The organism is Pseudomonas sp. URMO17WK12:I6, from assembly GCF_003253625.1.
In the GTDB taxonomy this organism is placed as follows: Bacteria; Pseudomonadota; Gammaproteobacteria; order Pseudomonadales; family Pseudomonadaceae; genus Aquipseudomonas.
Window position 1 is genome coordinate 160,747 of sequence record NZ_QKYZ01000011.1, and the last position, 18,689, is coordinate 179,435.

The window sequence follows — 18,689 nt, forward strand, 5'->3', positions numbered from 1 at the left end:
CATGATCGAACCCGGCATTTATAAAGACGTCATGAGCTCGTTCCCTTCCGGAGTCACGGTGGTTACCACCCTGGACCCGGACGGCGGCATCGTCGGCATCACCGCCAGCGCCTTCAGTGCGCTGTCGATCGACCCGGCACTGGTGCTGTTCTGCCCCAATTATGCCTCCGACACCTACCCGATCCTGCGCGACAGCAAGCAGTTCGCGATTCATCTGCTGTCCGCCGACCAGACTGCCGAAGCCTATGCGTTTGCCGGTAAAGGCAAGGACAAGGCCAAAGGCATCGACTGGCACCTCAGCGAGCTGGGCAACCCGCTGCTGGGCAAAGCCACCGCGATTATCGAGTGCGAACTATGGCGTGAGTACGACGGCGGCGATCACGCGATCATCGTCGGCGCGGTGAAGAACCTGATTCTGCCCGAGCAACCGGTGACGCCGATGGTCTATCACAAAGGCAAGCTGGGCCCGCTGCCCACCCTGGCCTGACGTCTACATTTGGGCTGCGTCTAACCACCCCCCGGTGCAGCCCTTTTTTACTTCTATTATGGGAGCCGGCATGAGCCCAGCAGCCTTGCAACTGTTCCGCCAGCAGGCCTACATCGACGGCCAATGGCTGGATGCGCCCGATGGCACCTGTCAGGACATTTTCAACCCGGCCACCGGCGAGCTGATCGGCCGAGTGCCGAACCTCGGTGCCGCCCAAGCTCGTCAGGCGATCGACGCCGCCAACAACGCTTGGCCGGCCTGGCGCGCACTGACCGCCAAGGAACGCAGCCAGACGCTCAAGCGCTGGCATTCGCTGATGCTCGAAAACGCCGACGCCCTGGCTCAAATCCTCACCCTGGAACAAGGCAAACCCCTGGCCGAAGCCAAGGGTGAAATTCTCTACGCCGCAAGTTTCATCGAGTGGTTCGCCGAAGAAGCCAAGCGCATCTACGGCGACACCATTCCCAGCCACAAAGCCGATGCGCGCATTGTGGTCAGCAAGGAACCGATCGGCGTGGTCGCGGCCATCACCCCGTGGAACTTCCCGGCGGCGATGATCACCCGCAAGGCCGGCCCGGCGCTGGCGGCCGGTTGCCCGTGCATCGTCAAACCGGACCCGGAGACACCGTTCTCGGCGCTGGCCATGGCCGCGCTGGCGGAACAGGCCGGGATTCCTCCGGGCATTTTCAACGTGATCACCGGCGACGCCGTGGCCATCGGTGGCGAACTGACTGCCAGCCCATTGGTGCGCAAACTGTCATTCACCGGCTCCACTGCAATCGGAAAGTTGTTGATGGCTCAGTGCGCGCCGACGCTGAAAAAAGTCTCGCTGGAACTGGGGGGCAACGCGCCCTTCATCGTGTTCGACGATGCCGACCTGGAGCGTGCCGTGGAAGGCGCGCTGATCGCCAAGTTCCGCAATGCCGGGCAGACCTGCGTCTGCGCCAATCGCTTCCTGGTGCAGAGTGGTATTCATGATGCTTTCGCCACGCGCCTGGCCGAACGCGTGGTGCAACTGAACGTGGGCGACGGTTTTGAGGCAGGCGTCACCCAAGGTCCGCTGATCAACGAACGCGCGGTGGCCAAAGTCGAAGACCACGTGCAGGACGCCCTCGCCCAGGGTGCACAACTGCTTTGCGGTGGCGACCGCCATGCGCTGGGCCACGGTTTCTTCCAGCCAACGGTGCTGGCCGGCGTAACCGGTGAGATGAAAGTCGCTCAGGAAGAAACCTTCGGCCCGCTGGCCGCGGTGTTCCGCTTCGACACCGAAGCCGAGGCCGTGCACCTGGCCAACGACACCGAGTTCGGCCTCGCCGCCTATTGCTACACCCGCGACCTGGGCCGGGCCTGGCGCATGAGCGAAGCGTTGGAGTACGGCATGGTCGGGATCAACGAAGGACTGATTTCCACCGAAGTCGCGCCGTTCGGTGGCATTAAGTCCTCGGGGCTGGGCCGCGAAGGTTCCAAGTACGGCATCGAGGATTATCTGGAACTCAAATACACCCTGATGGGCGGGCTCGACGACTTTGGGAGCACACAACGATGAGCAACGAAAAGTATGAAAAAGGCCTGAAAATCCGCACCCAGGTGCTGGGCGAAGCCTACGTGAACCGCTCCATCGAGAACGCCGACGACTTCACCCGGCCACTGCAGGAAATGGTCACCGAGTATTGCTGGGGCCACGTCTGGGGCCGTGAGGGTTTGTCGCTTAAAGAGCGCAGCATGATAAACTTGGCGATGATTTCGGCCCTCAACCGGCCGCACGAACTCAAGCTGCATGTACGCGGTGCCTTGCGTAACGGGCTGAGTCGTGAACAAATACGCGAAATTCTGCTTCAGGTCGGTATTTATTGCGGTGTCCCCGCTGCCGTAGACAGTTTCCGGCTCGCCCGTGAAGCCTTCGCCGAAGCCGATGCCGAGGCCTCCAGTTAACCCTTGGCTGCTGTGATGACCTGAGCACGATGATCCTCGATCGACGTGCTCTTTTTGCATGGACAGCCACACTCAGAGCGGACCCCATGAAACGCCTGCCACTCGACGACAGCTTCAAGGTCAATCGCAACCCCGTTACCCTGCGCGAAATCGTGCTGGATAAACTGCGTAGCGCCATCATGAACTTCCAGCTCCTGCCGGGAGACCGACTGGTCGAACGCGATCTGTGCGATCGCCTGGGCGTCAGCCGCACTTCCGTACGTGAAGCCTTGCGTCACCTGGAATCCGAAGGCCTGGTGGAGTTCGCCGACGCCAAGGGCCCACGGGTCGCGATCATCACCCTGGCCGATGCCGTCGATATCTATGAGCTGCGTTGCGTGCTCGAAGGCCTGATCGTTCAGCTGTTCACCCTGCGCGCCAAAGCCAAGGACATCAAGGCCCTGGAAAAAGCCCTCGAGGAAAACCGCAAGGCCCTCAAGGAAGGCGAACTGCAACAGGTCATCGATTCGGTGCAGGGTTTCTACGACGTGCTGCTCGAAGGTTCCGGCAACCATGTCGCCGCCACCCAGCTGCGCCAGTTGCAGGCCCGCATCAGCTACCTGCGGGCGACCTCGGTGTCCCAGGAAAACCGTCGCGGCAGCAGCAACCAGGAAATGGAACGCATGGTCGAGGCGATCAAGAGCGGCGATCCGCTAGCCGCTCACCAGGCTTGCGTCGACCACGTGCGCGCCGCCGCTGCTGTGGCTCTCGATTACCTGAAACGCAAACAGGAAGAAACCGGCGCGATCCCAGAGATCACGCTGCCCATCGCCCTTAAAGAACCGCGCATAGGTCGCTAATCATGTTCAGCCCGAGCTTTTGTCCGAAGTGTGGCGGCAGTGACCTGGGTCAGCAGCTACCGCCGGGCGATACGCACGAGCGCCTGATGTGCCGCGGTTGCGGCTACATCCATTACATCAATCCGAAAATCATCGCCGGTTGTATCATCGAACAGGACGGCAAGTACCTGCTCTGCCAGCGCGCGATCCCGCCGCGCCCTGGTACCTGGACGCTGCCGGCCGGCTTCATGGAAGCTGGCGAGACCACCGAGCAGGCAGCGCTGCGTGAAGTCTGGGAAGAAAGCGGTGTGCGCGCGGAAATCCTCTCGCCCTACTCGATCTTCAGCGTGCCGAAGATCAGCGAGGTGTACATCATCTTCCGCGCCATCGCGCTGGAGATCACCGGTCAGTATGGGCCGGAAACCCTGGACTACAAATTCTTCGCGCCCGAGGACATTCCCTGGGACAGCATCTATTATCCGGCGATCCGGCAGATCCTCGAACGCTATATCGAGGAACGCCAGGCCGGGGTCTACGGCATCTACATCGGCAACGACGACAGCGGCAAAATTCACTTCATCCGCTGATATCCCCTAGGGCGCCACGCCTTCGACAATGATCACTTCGGCCCGAGCCACGCCCTCGCGGTGCCGTTTCGCCTCTTGATATTGCTCGCTGTGGTAACAGGCGAGCGCCTGCTCGTAAGAATCGAATTCGATGACCACGCTGCGTTGCGGCGTGCGGCGACCTTCCATCGCTTCGCTGCGCCCGCCCCTGGCAAGCATCCGCCCGCCATATAACGCGAAGGCCGCCGGTGCCCGCTGGGTGTATTGGCTGTATTGATCGGGGTCGGTGACATCCACGTGAGCAATCCAGTACGCCTTCATAGTGACCTCTTGGTTTATTTTGTATTATGGTATACCAATAAATATACCCACCCAACACTGAGAGTTCCAGCATGGCCTTCAACAGCATCGAAGAAATCATCGAAGACTACCGGCAAGGCAAGATGGTGCTGCTGGTCGATGACGAGGACCGGGAAAACGAAGGCGATCTGCTCCTCGCCGCCGATCGCTGTACCGCCGAGGCTATCAGCTTCATGGCCCGCGAAGCACGGGGCCTGATCTGCCTGACCTTGACCGATGAACACTGTCAGCGCCTGGGGCTGGAGCAGATGGTGCCGAGCAATGGCAGCGTGTTCAGCACCGCGTTCACCGTGTCTATTGAAGCCGCCGTCGGTGTGACCACTGGCATCTCCGCCGCCGACCGTGCACGTACCGTCGCCGCGGCGGTTGCCGCCGATGCCGGGCCCGCCGACCTTGTGCAACCGGGTCATATCTTTCCGTTACGCGCCAAAGAAGGTGGCGTACTGACCCGCGCCGGCCACACAGAAGCCGGTTGTGACCTCGCCCGCCTGGCCGGTTTCACCCCGGCGTCGGTGATTGTCGAAGTGATGAACGACGATGGAACCATGGCCCGTCGCCCGGACCTAGAAGTGTTCGCCCGCAAACACGGGATCAAGATTGGCACCATCGCCGACCTGATCCATTACCGCCTGAGCACCGAACACACAGTGGTGCGCATCGGCGAGCGCGAATTGCCGACGGTGCATGGGACTTTCCGGCTAATCACCTTCGAAGACCGCATCGAAGGCGGCGTACACATGGCGATGGTAATGGGCGACATCCGCCGGGACGAGCCGACGCTGGTGCGGGTGCATGTGATTGATCCGCTGCGTGATCTGGTTGGCGCCGAATACAACGGCCCGTCCAACTGGACACTATGGGCGGCCCTGCAGCGAGTGGCTGAAGAAGGTCGCGGCGTAGTGGTCGTGCTGGCCAATCATGAGTCGTCGCAAGCGCTGTTGGAACGCGTGCCTCAACTCACCCAGCCGCCGCGACAGTTCAGCCGCTCGCAATCGCGCATCTATTCTGAAGTAGGGACCGGAGCGCAGATTCTCCAGGATCTCGGGGTGGGCAAGTTGCGTCATCTCGGCCCACCACTGAAATACGCAGGCTTGACCGGTTACGACCTGGAAGTGGTAGAGAGCATCCCTTTCACCGAATGAGTCCGGGGCTGGCCCCTTTACCCGCGCAGTTCACTATTGGGTGGCCTGACGGCAAAAAAACCGCTTTTGGCTGATAACCGGTAAGGCAAAATGCTTGCACAAAGCTTGGAATACCATAATATGATATTCCATAGACCGAACGCTTCAGCCAAAAGCCCCGGCAGGGAAAAGCACAAACAACAGCTCTTGGCACGGTCGCCTTTAAGGCCAGATGGACCTACTGCTCCCGATAGGCGGGCGACAAAAGCCCGCTTAAAAACACAACAATGAGGGCGTGAAAATGGTGTTGAAGAAAAGTGCAACCGCAATACTGTTCGCGGGCTTACTGGCCACGGTCAGCCATGTGGCAATGGCGGCCGAAAGCGTCAACTTCGTCAGCTGGGGCGGTACCACCCAGGATGCGCAGAAGCAGGCCTGGGCCGATCCGTTCAGCAAGGCCACCGGCATCACCGTGGTCCAGGATGGCCCTACCGACTATGGCAAACTCAAAGCCATGGTCGAAAGCGGTAACGTGCAGTGGGACGTGGTCGACGTCGAAGCTGACTTCGCCTTGCGCGCAGCCTCCGAAGGTTTGCTCGAACCCCTCGATTTCTCCGTGATCCAGCGCGACAAAATCGACCCGCGCTTCGTCTCCGATCATGGCGTCGGTTCGTTCTTCTTCTCGTTTGTGCTCGGTTACAACGAAGGCAAGCTCGGCGCCAACAAACCTCAGGACTGGTCCGCGCTGTTCGATACCAAGACCTACCCCGGCAAACGCGCCCTCTACAAATGGCCAAGCCCTGGCGTGCTCGAATTGGCACTTCTGGCCGATGGTGTAGCTGCCGACAAACTCTATCCGCTGGACCTGGATCGGGCCTTCAAGAAGCTCGACACCATCAAGAAAGACATCGTCTGGTGGGGCGGCGGCGCGCAATCGCAACAGCTGCTGGCGTCGGGTGAGGCGAGCATGGGCCAATTCTGGAACGGCCGGATTCATGCCCTCCAGGAAGATGGTGCACCGGTGGGTGTGAGCTGGAAACAGAACCTGGTCATGGCCGACATTCTGGTCATTCCAAAAGGCTCGAAAAACAAGGCCGCGGCCATGAAATTCCTGGCCAATGCCAGCAGCGCCAAAGGACAAGCTGACTTCTCCAACCTGACCGCCTATGCGCCGGTCAACGTCGACAGCGTGGCACGCCTGGATTCAGTGCTGGCCCCTAACCTGCCGACAGCCTACGCCAAGGATCAGATCACTCTTGATTTCGCGTACTGGGCCAAGAACGGTCCGGCCATCGCGACACGGTGGAACGAATGGCTGGTCAAATGAAAATGACGGCAACAGCGTCCCGTCAACCTACACCGACCGGGAGCGCCGCTGGCGCTGCCGGGGCGGTTCCCGGCAAGGCGGCTGCGATGAACCAATCTCCTTCCCTGGCGCAGCGCTGGCGCGGTTCGAGCAACCTGATCCCCGCTCTCCTGTTCCTCGGTCTGTTCTTTCTGGCGCCGTTGATCGGCCTGCTGCTGCGGGGCGTGCTGGAGCCGGTACCGGGCCTGGGCAACTATGAACAACTGTTTGCGAACTCGGCTTACGCCCGGGTCTTGATCAACACCTTCTCGGTGGCCGGACTGGTAACGCTGTTCAGCTTACTGCTGGGTTTTCCGCTGGCCTGGGCAATCACGCTGGTGCCCCGTGGCTGGGGCCGCTGGATGCTCAACATCGTGCTGCTGTCGATGTGGACCAGTCTGCTGGCGCGGACCTATTCCTGGCTGGTGCTGTTGCAGGCCTCCGGGGTGATCAACAAAGCGCTGATGGCGATGGGCATCATCGATCAACCCCTGGAAATGGTGCACAACCTGACCGGCGTGGTGATCGGCATGAGCTACATCATGATCCCGTTCATCGTGCTGCCGTTGCAGGCGACCATGCAGGCCATCGACCCGATGATTCTGCAAGCCGGTTCGATTTGCGGTGCCAGCCCCTGGACCAACTTCTTCCGGGTGTTCCTGCCGCTGTGCCGGCCGGGGCTGTTCTCCGGTGGCCTGATGGTGTTCGTGATGTCTCTTGGTTACTACGTGACCCCGGCCCTGCTGGGCGGCGCGCAGAACATGATGCTGCCCGAATTCATCATCCAGCAGGTGCAGTCGTTCCTCAATTGGGGACTGGCCAGCGCCGGCGCAGCCTTGCTGATCGTGATCACGCTGGTGTTGTTCTACTTCTATCTGAAGCTCCAGCCGGAATCCCCGGTTGGCGCCAGCAACGCGAGGTAAGCCGTCATGCTCCTGACCCCCAATGCCATGAGCCGCCGGATGCGTTTCGGCCTGTACTTCACCACCGGGCTGATCGCGTTGTTCCTGCTGTTGCCGATTGTGTTCATCGTGCTGCTGTCCTTCGGCTCCTCCCAGTGGCTGGTGTTCCCGCCACCGGGCTGGACACTGAAATGGTACGGCCAGTTCTTCTCCAACGCCGACTGGATGAACGCCGCCATGGCCAGTCTCAAGGTGGCGGTGCTGACTACGATCTGCGCCGTAACCCTGGGCTTGCCGACCGCGTTTGCCTTGGTGCGCGGGCGCTTCCCTGGCCGGGAAATGCTCTATGGCCTGTTCACCCTGCCGATGATCGTGCCGCTGGTGATCATCGCGGTGGCGGTGTACGCGCTGTTCCTCAAGCTTGGTTACACCGGGACGATGTTCGCTTTCGTGGTTAGTCACGTGATTGTCGGGCTGCCGTTCACCATCATCTCGATCATCAATTCGCTGAAGCTGTTCGATCAGTCGATCGAGGATGCGGCGGTGATCTGCGGTGCCTCGCGCCTGCAAGCGGTGTTCAAGGTGACCTTTCCGGCGATTCGTCCGGGCATGGTCGCCGGTGCGCTGTTCGCGTTCCTGGTTTCCTGGGATGAAGTGGTGCTGAGCGTGATGATGGCCAGCCCGACCCTGCAAACCCTTCCGGTAAAAATGTGGACCACCCTGCGCCAGGACCTGACGCCCGTGATCGCCGTCGCCTCGACGCTGCTGATCGGCCTCTCGGTATTGGTCATGGTCATCGCCGCCGCCGTTCGCCGGCGTAATCAAATCAGCGCCTGAGCGCCCAGGAGAACGACATGAGTGCCGTCATCAAAGATTCCGCGCAGCAGCACGACAAACCACTGGTCAGCCTGCGCAACCTGAACAAGTACTACGGCGACTTCGCCGCCGTGGACAACATCTCGCTGGACATCAAGGACGGTGAATTCCTCACCTTCCTCGGCTCCAGCGGCTCCGGCAAAAGCACCACCTTGTCGATGCTCGCCGGCTTCGAAACCCCGAGCAGCGGCGAGATACTGGTCAACGGTCAATCGCTGGTCAACGTGCCGCCGCACAAGCGCGACATCGGCATGGTGTTCCAGCGTTATTCGCTATTCCCACACCTGTCGGTGCGCGACAACATCGCGTTCCCGTTGTCGATCCGCAAACTGGCCCCCGCCGAACGCGAGCGCCGGGTCGATGCCATGCTCAAACTGGTACAGCTTGAGCAGTTTGCCCATCGCCGCCCTTCACAACTCTCCGGTGGTCAGCAACAACGGGTAGCGATCGCCCGGGCGCTGGTCTATGAGCCACGTATCTTGCTGATGGACGAACCCCTCGGCGCCCTGGATAAAAAGCTGCGCGAAGACTTGCAGGACGAACTGCGCCAACTGCATCGGCGACTCGGTATCACCATTATCTACGTGACCCACGATCAGGAAGAAGCCATGCGTTTGTCTCAGCGCATCGCGATCTTCAGCCATGGCAAGATCGTGGGCCTGGGCAGCGGTTATGACCTGTACCAGAATCCGCCGAATGCGTTTGTCGCTTCGTTCCTCGGCAACTCGAATTTCCTCAAACTCAAGGCTCAGGGCAATGCGGTGGCTTCGTTTGAAGGCCAGTCGTTGTCGATTCGCCTGACAGCCGGTTTGCAAACCGATCAGGATGTATTGCTGATGGTGCGTCCGGAAAAAGCCCTGGCCCTGAGTGTCGAACAAGCGAGTCAAGAACCATTGGCGGCGGGCTGGAATGAAGTCTCGGCCAAGGTGGTGGAAGTGCTGTTCCTTGGCGAAAGCCAGACCTGCAGCGTAGTGACCTCGGGCGGCACGTCGATGACCGTCAAGGCCCTCTCTGCGGCCGGCATGCCACTCAAGGCGGGCGACCCGGTGCGCGTGCGCTGGGCGACGGCAGACGCTTGCGTTTATACCGAATGGGCTGAAAGTGATCTGAACAAAGCCGCTGGCGCTCACTGATGCAAAGGCCCACCAAGGTGGGTCCGATTTTCGCGTATCACCCTCGGGTCACCACAGCGTCGGGCTGCGGTGACCCTTTTTTATGCCGAGGATTGGTGATCATCCGCGACACTTCGTAAATAACGAACTATCGATAAGGAATAATCGATTTTTCTTCCTCGCAATTCCCCCGCTAGCATGAACCTGTCGGCTCCAGAACACGTCCAGACAGGGAGAACGACATGCAGCCTATGAACATCGGCGAACCCTGGATGTGGGTCGCCTTCATCGCCTTCGTCCTGGCCATGCTGACTCTGGATCTGTTTGTCTTCGGCGGGCGCAAGGCACATCGGGTGTCGGTGCGTGAAGCATCGTGCTGGGTCATTGCCTGGTGCGCGCTGGCGCTGGCCTTCGCGGGATTGCTCCGGTGGTACTTGAATGGCGAGTTCGGACCCGAGATCGCCCAGCGCAAAATGCTGGAATTCCTCACGGGGTATCTGATCGAGCAGTCGCTATCGATCGACAACATGTTCATCTTCGTAATGATTTTCGGCTACTTCGCCGTGCCGCCGGAGCTGCAGCGCCGAGTGCTGCTGTACGGTGTGCTCGGGGCAATCGTGATGCGCGGGGCGATGATTCTCGCCGGCGTGTGGCTGGTGTCGCAGTTCGCGTGGGTGCTGTATGTGTTCGGTGTATTCCTGATCATCACCGGGATCAAAATGCTGGTATTCGCCGGTCACCGGCCTGACCTCGATAAAAACCCCTTATTGCGCTGGATACGCGGCCATCTGCGCGTTACCAACGGGCTTCATGGCGAGCATTTTTTTGTGGTGCAAGACGGTCGGCACTGGGCGACGCCGATGTTTCTGGTACTGGTGCTGATCGAAGCCAGCGACCTGGTGTTTGCGATCGACAGCATCCCGGCGATCTTCGCCGTCACCACCGATCCATTCATTGTGTTCACATCGAACATCTTCGCGATCATGGGTTTGCGGGCGTTGTATTTCCTGCTGGCCGACATGGCTGACCGCTTTCACTTGCTCAAATACGGTTTGGCGACCGTATTGGTGTTCATCGGCACCAAGATGACGCTGATGCCGTGGCTTCACATGCCAGTTGAATGGTCACTGGCCGTTGTCGGCGGGATCATCCTGACTTCGGTGCTGTTGAGCCTGATCATGAGTCGCAAGGAGGATCGAATGCGATCCCTGTAGAAGCTGATGCGGGCTGCGGCAGCTTCTACAGGCTTGATGCCCTACATTGTCAGTCGGCATAGCCCAGCTGCGCCGCCCTGCTCTGCCGGGTTTGCCCACGCGTCGCCAGGCAATAATAAAGCGGACACGTCACCACCAACCCCACCAGCCACGAAAGATCCGCCCCCTCGACCATATTGGCATACGGCCCGACATACAACGATGTATTGGCAAACGGCAGCTGCACGATGATCCCGATGAAATACGCAACGATCGCATGCAGATTGAAGCGTCCATAAATCCCGCCGTCAGCCCGGAAGATCGACGCGATGTCGTAGCGGCCGCGCTTGATCACATAGAAGTCGATCAGATTGATCGAAGCCCACGGCACCAGTACCAGCAACAGCGCCAGGATCAAACCGATGAACTGCGAGATGAAATCCGCCGAAGCGCCCAGCGCAATAACACAGCAACCGGCCAGCACCCCGCTCGACAACACCACCCGCAGCTTGATGCTCGGCGTCCACTGGCTGGCGAAGGTCTGGATCGAAGTGATGATCGACAGCACCGCGCCATACAGATTCAAGGCGTTGTGGCTGATGATGTTGAGCAAAAACAGCACCATCAGGATCGGTCCGAGCCAGCCGGTGGATTGCTTCACCGCGGCCATCGCTTCGGTACCTTCCGGAGTCGCCAGCACCGCCACCGCGCCGAAGCTAAACGACAGAATGGTGCCCAGGGTCGCACCCATATAAGTGGCCCAGAACGGTTTGGCGATGCCGATATCCGCCGGCAGGTAACGGGAATAGTCCGATACATAAGGCGAGAAACTGATCTGCCAGATGATCCCCAGCGATACCGTGGCCAGCCAGCCGGAGAGGTTGAAGCTGCCGCGAGTCAGGAAATCCGATGGCAAATCATGGGCGAAGATGTAAATGAACCCGGCAAGCAATGCGCTGCCCATCACCCAAGTACCGATGCGGTTGAGGGTGTGGATGAAGTTGTACCCGATCACGCCGATCGCGGTGGCGCCAAGGGCACCGATCAGGATGCTCGCCGGCACCGGAACCGCAGGCGCGATGCCGACGATTGACTTGCCGGCCAACACGATGTTGGAAATAAAGAAGCCGATGTAGATCAGCGCGGCGAAAAACACAATCAACAACGCGCCATAACGGCCGAACTGGCCACGGCTCTGGACCATCTGCGGAATGCCCATACGCGGGCCCTGGGCTGATGCAAGGGCGATCACCAGTCCGCCGAGCATATGCCCGAGGGCAATCGCCAGCAGCCCCCAGAACAGGTCGAGGTGAAACACCTGAACCACCATCGCCCCCGTCACGATCGGCAACGGTGCGATGTTGGTGCTGAACCATAAAGTGAACAGGTCGCGGGCCTTCCCATGGCGTTCCGCGAGAGGGACGTAATCGACCGTGTGATTCTCGATCAACGGGTCTTGCCGGGACATCTGGGACATGTGCATGAACTCGAGTTTGTCTGATCTTATAGTTGTACGAAGCCAAACCGGGGGTGCGGCTTGGCAGCCCTCCAGATGCGAACCATATTATGGTATTCCAACCTTTTCACAAGGCTGATCCGATACTTTACCGGTAATCTGATCTGCACCTTCTGGGGCCTTCAGTACTCAAATTCGCGCCACAAACCCCGAAAACATTGGGTTATAAGCCCTCGAAATGCGTTTATCGGCAAAAATAAAAAGCCCTTGCAAACTATGTATTACGGTATACCATCAGACCTATAAATTCATAAAAACCACCTCACAGCACCCGAGGACCCTCCAATGATCGATGCCGCCATCTACAAACAAGTCATGGGCTCGTTCCCGTCCGGGGTGACGGTCATCACCACGCTGGATGACGATGGACAAATCGTCGGCCTCACCGCCAGCGCATTCAGCTCGCTGTCGATGGACCCGGCCCTGGTGCTGTTCTGCCCCAACTACAGTTCCGATTCCTATCCCGTATTGATCAAGAACAAACGCTTTGCCATCCACGTCCTTTCCGGCGGCCAGCAAAGCGAAGCCTATGCTTTCGCCCGCAAAGGCAAGGACAAGGCGCAAGGGATCGAATGGACGTTGAGCGAACTGGGCAATCCGATCCTGGCCAACGCCACGGCCGTCATCGAGTGCGAGTTGTGGCGCGAATATGAAGGCGGCGACCACGCGATCATGGTCGGCGCCGTGAAGAACCTGATAGTGCCGCAGCACACCGCCGGCCCACTGGTGTACTGCCACGGCAAGATGGGCGCCCTGCCCGTCCTCGCCTGAACCGACAGCCAATTACAAAGATTAGAGGTAGCGTCATGAAATTTTCCCTGTTCGTACACATGGAACGTTGGGACGAAAGCGTCAGCCACCGTCAGTTGTTCGAAGAACTGACCGAACTGACCCTGATGGCCGAGGCCGGTGGCTTCAGCACTGTGTGGATCGGCGAACACCACGCCATGGAATACACCATCTCGCCAAGCCCGATGCCGCTGCTGGCGTATCTGGCCGCCAAGACCACCACCATTCACCTGGGCGCCGGCACCATCATCGCGCCGTTCTGGCACCCTCTGCGGGTAGCGGGCGAATGTGCGCTGCTGGACGTGATCAGTAACGGTCGCATGGAAGTCGGCCTGGCCCGTGGCGCCTACCAGGTCGAATTCGACCGCATGGCCGGCGGCATGCCTGCCTCGTCCGGCGGTCAGGCGCTGCGGGAAATGGTCCCGGTGGTGCGCGCCCTGTGGCAAGGCGACTACGCCCACGACGGCGATATCTGGAAATTCCCCACTTCCACCAGCGTGCCCAAGCCGATCCAGAAGCCCAACCCGCCAATGTGGATAGCGGCTCGCGACCCCGACTCGCACAACTTCGCCGTGGCCAACGGCTGCAACGTGATGGTCACGCCATTGATGAAGGGCGACGAAGAAGTTCTCGACCTGAAGAACAAGTTTCAGACCGCCCTGGACAACAACCCGGACGTACCGCGCCCGCAATTGATGGTGTTGCGCCACACCCACGTGCATGCCGCCGATGACCCTGAGGGCTGGAAAGTCGGGGCCAAGGCGATTTCCAAGTTCTACCGCACCTTCGATGCTTGGTTCGGTAACAAGACAACGCCGGTCAACGGCTTCCTGGAACCGAGCCCGGAAGAGAAGTTCGCCGAGCGCCCGGAGTTCAAACTGGAAAGCCTGCACAAAACAGCGATGATCGGCACCGCGGAAGAAATCATCCCGCGCATCAAGTATTACCAGGAACTGGGCGTCGATGAGTTCAGCTTCTGGTGCGACAACAGTCTGCCCCACGCAGAGAAGAAAAAATCCCTGGAGCTGTTCATCAAGCAGGTGGTACCAGCGTTTCGCTGAGTCCACCTATCAGGCTTTGCGATAAAACCCAGGTAAGCCAAACGCCGGCTCATGCCGGCGTTTTGCTGTCCGCGCCAGACCTCAATGGTTGTAGGCACGCTCGTTGTGCTCGGCCAGATCCAGCCCCATCTCCTCCACCGATTCATCAGCCCGTAAGCCGACAAGGACATTGACGAGTTTGAGAATGACCCAGCTCACCACGAAGCAATAGACCGTGGTCAGCGCAACGCCTTTTATCTGCGCCCAGACTTGTCCTCCCAGGGTCACGCCCTCCACCAGCCCGCCCAGAGATGGTATGCAGAATACTCCGGTCAGGATCGCGCCAATCATCCCGCCGATACCGTGCAAGCCGAACACGTCGAGACTGTCGTCATAACCGAAGCGACGTTTCAGCACGGTGACGCTCAAGTAGCAGAACACCCCGCACAGCAGACCAATAGCCAACGCACCTCCAACGCCGACATAGGCGCACGCCGGCGTGATGCCCACCAGACCGGCCAAAGCCCCACTGGCCAGGCCCAGGGCACTTGGCTTGCCGACCTTGAACCACTCGGTGAACATCCAGCCGAGAATCCCGGCGCAAGCGCCCAGCTGGGTGTTGAGCATGACGATGCCGGAGGTGCCATTCAGACCGCCGCCGGAGCCGATGTTGAAGCCGAACCAGCCGACCCAGAGCATGGCCGCACCGGCCATGGTCAGGCTCAAGTTATGCGCCGGCATTGGCTCGTTTTGGTAACCCTTGCGTTTGCCCAGGATCAGGCACGCCGCCAGCGCTGCGACACCCGCATTGATATGTACCGCGGTGCCACCGGCAAAGTCGAGGACGCCCCAGTTATGCATCAAGGCCCCCGAACCACCCCAGACCATGTGCGCTACCGGGGCGTACACGAGGGTGAACCACAGCGCCATGAACAGCAGCGCCGCCGAGAACTTCATGCGTTCGGCGAATGCCCCGGCGATCAGCGCCGGGGTGATGATGGCGAAGGTCATCTGGAAGGTCACGAACACCCCTTCCGGAATTTCACCGACAAGGCTTTCCGGTGTCATGCCCGCCAGAAAGGCCCGGCTCAATCCACCGACAAAACTGTTGAACGTCACCTGTCCCTCGACCATGCCGGTGCTGTCGACCACCATGCTGTAGCCATAAATCACCCACAGCACCCCCACCAGGCCGGCGATGCCGAAGCACTGGGTAAACAACGACAGCATGCTTTTTGCCCGCACCAGGCCGCCGTAAAACAACGCAAGGCCTGGCAGACACATGAACAACACCAGCACGGCGGCGGTGACCATCCAGGCCGTGCTGCCGGTGTTCAACGTGGGAGCATCGGCTGCCTGTGCCAGCGGCACGAGCGCTCCGGCAGCCAGTAGGCCGAAAAGGGACTTGCCGAGAAGACGATTGACCATGTTCAAAGCTCCTGCAAAAGAAATGGGAAGTGTCGGGCAGTGAGCAAGGTAAGTGCGTACGGGTCTCTTGGGAGACTCTTGATCGTTGGGCAAGCCTGCGGCGATCCGGCAGGCCAACCGAAATATGTGTGGCGAGAGGGCAAGCCCCCTCGCCACAGGTTATCTCACCGGTTTCAATAACCACCCGAGCCCGGAACCCAGTTGGTCCCCGCCAACGGCACCCGCGCCATGGCGGCCGACTCCACCGTCAATGCCACCAAATCCTCGGGATCGAGGTTATGCAGGTGCGACTTGCCACACGCCCGGGCCATGGTCTGCGCCTCCAGTACCAATACCCGCAGGTAGTTGGCCAGACGCCGGCCGCCTTCCACCGGGTCCAGCCGCTTGGACAGCTCCGGATCCTGGGTAGTGATCCCCGCCGGGTCGCGGCCGTTCTGCCAGTCGTCGTAGAAACCGGCGGCCGAGCCGATTTTCTTCAGTTCCTCGTCCAGGCGTGGATGGTTATCACCCAAGGCAATCAGCGCCGCCGTGCCGATGGCCACCGCATCCGCGCCCAGCGCCATCGCCTTGGCGACGTCGGCACCGTTGCGAATACCACCCGACACGATCAACTGCACCTTGCGATGCATGCCCATCTCCTGCAAAGCCTGTACCGCTTGCGGGATGGCCGGCAGAATCGGAATCCCCACGTGTTCGATAAACACTTCCTGAGTCGCCGCGGTGCCGCCCTGCATGCCGTCGAGGACAATCACATCCGCGCCTGCCTTCACCGCCAATTTGACGTCGTAGTACGGCCGGCTCGCGCCGATTTTCACGTAGATCGGTTTTTCCCAATCCGTGATTTCGCGGATCTCGGCAATCTTGATCGCCAGGTCATCCGGGCCGGTCCAGTCCGGGTGACGGCAGGCGCTGCGCTGATCGACACCGATCGGCAACGTGCGCATGCCGGCCACCCGCTCGGTGACTTTCATGCCCAGCAGCATGCCGCCGCCACCGGGTTTGGCGCCCTGGCCCAGGACGATTTCGATGGCGTCGGCTTTGCGCAGGTCGTCCGGGTTCATGCCGTAGCGCGATGGCAAATACTGATAAACCAAATGCTGGGATTGACCGCGTTCTTCCGGGGTCATGCCACCGTCACCGGTAGTGGTGCTGGTGCCGGCGATGGTCGCGCCACGGCCCAGCGCCTCCTTGGCATTGGCCGACAACGCACCGAAACTCATGCCGGCAATGGTTACCGGAATCTTCAGGTGGATCGGCTTCTTGGCGAAGCGGTTGCCGAGGATCACATCGGTGCCGCACTTCTCCCGATAACCTTCCAGCGGGTAGCGTGAAACGCTGGCGCCCAGCAGCAACAAGTCATCGAAGTGCGGCAGCTTGCGCTTGGTGCCACCGCCGCGAATGTCATAGATGCCGGTTTCAGCGGCACGCTGTATTTCCTGAATGGTCAGGCGGTCGAAGGTCGCGGACTCACGCAACACTGGAGTGCCTGCTTTTTGGGTAGTAGGGTCGCTCATGTCTATTCTCCTCGCGCGGATCAGTACGCGGATGCGTTATCGACTTTGAAGTTGTACAACTGACGGGCCGAGCCATAGCGCTTGAAGTCAGTCGCCTTATGCTCGAAACCGGCACGGTTCAGCAGGACTTGCAGCTCCTCCAAGTGTTCGGCGCGCATCTCTTTTTCGACGCAGTCCGAACCCAGGGACGCGACGCTGCCGCGCACATAGATGTGGGTTTCGTAAAGCGAATCACCCAGTGCATCGCCGGCATCGCCGCACACCACCAGGCGCCCGGCCTGGCCCATGAAACAACTCATATGGCCAATGCTGCCGCCGACCACGATGTCGATGCCCTTCATGGAAATCCCGCAACGCGCACCAGCATCACCTTCAATCACCAGCAGCCCGCCATGGGCCGTGGCACCGGCCGCCTGAGAGGCGCTACCTTTGACCCGGACGTAGCCGGACATCATGTTCTCGGCGCAACCGACACCGACATTGCCGTGGACGGTGATCGAAGCCTTTTGATTCATGCCGGCGCAGTAGTAACCGGCGTGGCCCTGGATCTCGATGGACACGGCCTGGTTCACCCCGACCGCGAGGTTGTGCTTGCCGTTCGAATGAGTCACCACCCATTCGCGGTCTTCAACGTTGTTGACCTGGTCGTGCAGCGCCTGGTTGAGGTCGCGCACGGTGGCAATGGAAAGATCGATGGTTTTCATGTGTGCGCTCCTTAAGCTGACTCGCGTTCCCAGATGTACATAGTGGCCGGTGCCGGCTCCCAGACTCTGGCGTGTTCGATCCCCGGCAGGCTCGACAGTGCCTGGTATTCGGAGGCCATGGCGACGTAGTCGTCAGTCTCGGCGAGGATCGCTGGTTTGCAGGCAATCGGGTCGCGGATCACCGCAAAACCGTTGCGCGTACCGATGGCGAAGGTGAAGAAGCCGTCCAGGTCCTCCAGGGAATGATCCAGCGCCTCTTTCAGCGAATCGCCTTGCTGCAAGCGCCAGGTCAGGTAGCCGGCGGCGACTTCGGTGTCGTTGTCGGTCTCGAAATGAATGCCTTCACGCTTGAGTTCCTGACGCAGGCGGAAGTGGTTGGACAGCGAACCGTTGTGCACCAGGCACAGGTCGGCACCGGTGGAAAACGGGTGACTGCCTTCCATGGTCACCGCGCTTTCGGTAGCCATGCGGGTGTGGCCGATGATGTGGCTGCCCTTCATGCCGGCCAGGCCAAAGCGTTGGGAAATCTCCTGGGGCAAGCCCATACCCTTAAGGATTTCGATGCTTTGTCCGGCGCTCATAATGCGTACGCTCGGCGCCAGCTCAGCGAGGGCCAAGCGTACCGGCGCCTCTTCGGCATTGACCTTGAGCACGGCGGCGTTGGCGTTCTGGAACCAGTCCAGCGAGCAGCCGAGGCGCCCTTCCAGCTCACCCATCAGGGTTGTCCAGTCGAAGCCTTCGGTGGTCGCCTGCAGGGTCAGCTTGACCCAGCCATCGGCGACTTCATCGCCGTAAATGGCGAAGCCGGCACTGTCCGGGCCACGATCGGTCATGGCCTGCAACATGGGTTCAAACAGCTGGCCGAGCTGAGATTCCAGCTGTGGATTTTTCAGATAAAGACCTACGATTCCACACATATCAAGTCTCCTTCGGAGGCAGTGAACACTCGACGCCATGCCGGGTGCCCGAATGGTTGTCACAACTCA

19 protein-coding genes are annotated in these 18,689 nt (G+C 60.2%); 13 read left to right on the plus strand and 6 right to left on the minus strand.

The features are described 5' to 3' along the window. Position 1: 1 nt before the first annotated feature. From F475_RS20390 to F475_RS20410, 5 genes are all read left to right on the plus strand, one after another. Complete coding sequence (locus F475_RS20390) at positions 2-487, plus strand: flavin reductase family protein (protein WP_018927715.1); 486 nt, start codon at positions 2-4, stop codon at positions 485-487. Positions 488-557: 70 nt separating this feature from the next. Then, a complete protein-coding gene (locus F475_RS20395) occupies positions 558-2,033 on the plus strand; it encodes an NAD-dependent succinate-semialdehyde dehydrogenase (protein WP_111454594.1) in 1,476 nt (491 codons plus the stop codon). Continuing rightward, entirely contained in the window at positions 2,030-2,419 is a 390-nt protein-coding gene (locus F475_RS20400) for a carboxymuconolactone decarboxylase family protein (protein ID WP_008059553.1), read from the plus strand. The genes F475_RS20395 and F475_RS20400 overlap by 4 nt, the downstream gene beginning before the upstream one ends. A gap of 86 nt (positions 2,420-2,505) precedes the next feature. Then, a complete protein-coding gene (locus tag F475_RS20405) occupies positions 2,506-3,258 on the plus strand; it encodes a GntR family transcriptional regulator (RefSeq protein ID WP_018927713.1) in 753 nt (250 codons plus the stop codon). Positions 3,259-3,260: 2 nt separating this feature from the next. Beyond that, a complete protein-coding gene (locus F475_RS20410; protein ID WP_018927712.1) occupies positions 3,261-3,824 on the plus strand; it encodes an NUDIX hydrolase in 564 nt (187 codons plus the stop codon). A 6-nt stretch (positions 3,825-3,830) separates the two neighbouring features. On the opposite strand, the gene F475_RS20415 is transcribed toward F475_RS20410, so the two are convergent. Beyond that, complete coding sequence (locus F475_RS20415) at positions 3,831-4,124, minus strand: DUF1330 domain-containing protein (RefSeq protein ID WP_018927711.1); 294 nt, start codon at positions 4,122-4,124, stop codon at positions 3,831-3,833. 71 nt (positions 4,125-4,195) lie between these two features. Between F475_RS20415 and ribBA the strand changes: the two genes are divergently transcribed. The 6 genes from ribBA (at position 4,196) to F475_RS20445 (ending at position 10,733) form a co-directional block, all read left to right on the plus strand. Then, a complete protein-coding gene (gene ribBA, locus F475_RS20420) occupies positions 4,196-5,305 on the plus strand; it encodes a bifunctional 3,4-dihydroxy-2-butanone-4-phosphate synthase/GTP cyclohydrolase II (protein ID WP_018927710.1) in 1,110 nt (369 codons plus the stop codon). A 280-nt stretch (positions 5,306-5,585) separates the two neighbouring features. After that, positions 5,586-6,611: an ABC transporter substrate-binding protein gene (locus tag F475_RS20425; RefSeq protein WP_018927709.1), complete on the plus strand. Its 1,026-nt coding sequence runs from the start codon at positions 5,586-5,588 to the stop codon at positions 6,609-6,611. Further along, positions 6,608-7,552, plus strand: a complete 945-nt coding sequence (locus F475_RS20430; RefSeq protein ID WP_032833935.1) for an ABC transporter permease — start codon at positions 6,608-6,610, stop codon at positions 7,550-7,552. The genes F475_RS20425 and F475_RS20430 overlap by 4 nt, the downstream gene beginning before the upstream one ends. A 6-nt stretch (positions 7,553-7,558) precedes the next feature. Continuing rightward, on the plus strand, positions 7,559-8,368 hold the full coding sequence (locus tag F475_RS20435; protein ID WP_111454596.1) for an ABC transporter permease: 810 nt from the start codon (positions 7,559-7,561) through the stop codon (positions 8,366-8,368). A gap of 17 nt (positions 8,369-8,385) precedes the next feature. After that, positions 8,386-9,540 (plus strand): ABC transporter ATP-binding protein, encoded by a 1,155-nt coding sequence (locus F475_RS20440; RefSeq protein ID WP_018927706.1) that lies wholly within the window; start codon positions 8,386-8,388, stop codon positions 9,538-9,540. Positions 9,541-9,761: 221 nt separating this feature from the next. Then, positions 9,762-10,733 carry a TerC family protein gene (locus tag F475_RS20445; protein WP_111454597.1) on the plus strand — a complete coding sequence of 324 codons (972 nt, stop codon included), beginning with the start codon at positions 9,762-9,764 and terminating at the stop codon, positions 10,731-10,733. Between the two features lie 49 nt (positions 10,734-10,782). Here F475_RS20445 and F475_RS20450 read toward each other — a convergent pair whose 3' ends face one another. Continuing rightward, positions 10,783-12,189, minus strand: coding sequence for a cytosine permease (locus F475_RS20450; protein WP_111454598.1), 1,407 nt, complete (start codon positions 12,187-12,189; stop codon positions 10,783-10,785). Positions 12,190-12,513: 324 nt separating this feature from the next. Between F475_RS20450 and F475_RS20455 the strand changes: the two genes are divergently transcribed. Next, entirely contained in the window at positions 12,514-12,999 is a 486-nt protein-coding gene (locus tag F475_RS20455; RefSeq protein WP_018927703.1) for a flavin reductase family protein, read from the plus strand. Positions 13,000-13,034: 35 nt separating this feature from the next. Further along, positions 13,035-14,078, plus strand: a complete 1,044-nt coding sequence (locus tag F475_RS20460; protein WP_111454599.1) for an LLM class flavin-dependent oxidoreductase — start codon at positions 13,035-13,037, stop codon at positions 14,076-14,078. Positions 14,079-14,159: 81 nt separating this feature from the next. Here the strand turns inward: F475_RS20460 and F475_RS20465 are convergent, their stop codons facing one another. From F475_RS20465 to F475_RS20480, 4 genes are all read right to left on the minus strand, one after another. Then, the gene (locus F475_RS20465; protein WP_111454600.1) at positions 14,160-15,485 is read right to left on the minus strand and encodes an ammonium transporter; all 1,326 of its coding nucleotides are present in this window, start codon (positions 15,483-15,485) and stop codon (positions 14,160-14,162) included. A gap of 173 nt (positions 15,486-15,658) precedes the next feature. After that, complete coding sequence (locus F475_RS20470; protein ID WP_018927700.1) at positions 15,659-16,999, minus strand: FMN-binding glutamate synthase family protein; 1,341 nt, start codon at positions 16,997-16,999, stop codon at positions 15,659-15,661. A gap of 20 nt (positions 17,000-17,019) precedes the next feature. Then, complete coding sequence (locus F475_RS20475) at positions 17,020-17,703, minus strand: protein glxC (protein WP_111454601.1); 684 nt, start codon at positions 17,701-17,703, stop codon at positions 17,020-17,022. A gap of 11 nt (positions 17,704-17,714) precedes the next feature. Next, complete coding sequence (locus F475_RS20480) at positions 17,715-18,620, minus strand: glutamine amidotransferase family protein (RefSeq protein ID WP_064617108.1); 906 nt, start codon at positions 18,618-18,620, stop codon at positions 17,715-17,717. Positions 18,621-18,689: the final 69 nt, after the last annotated feature.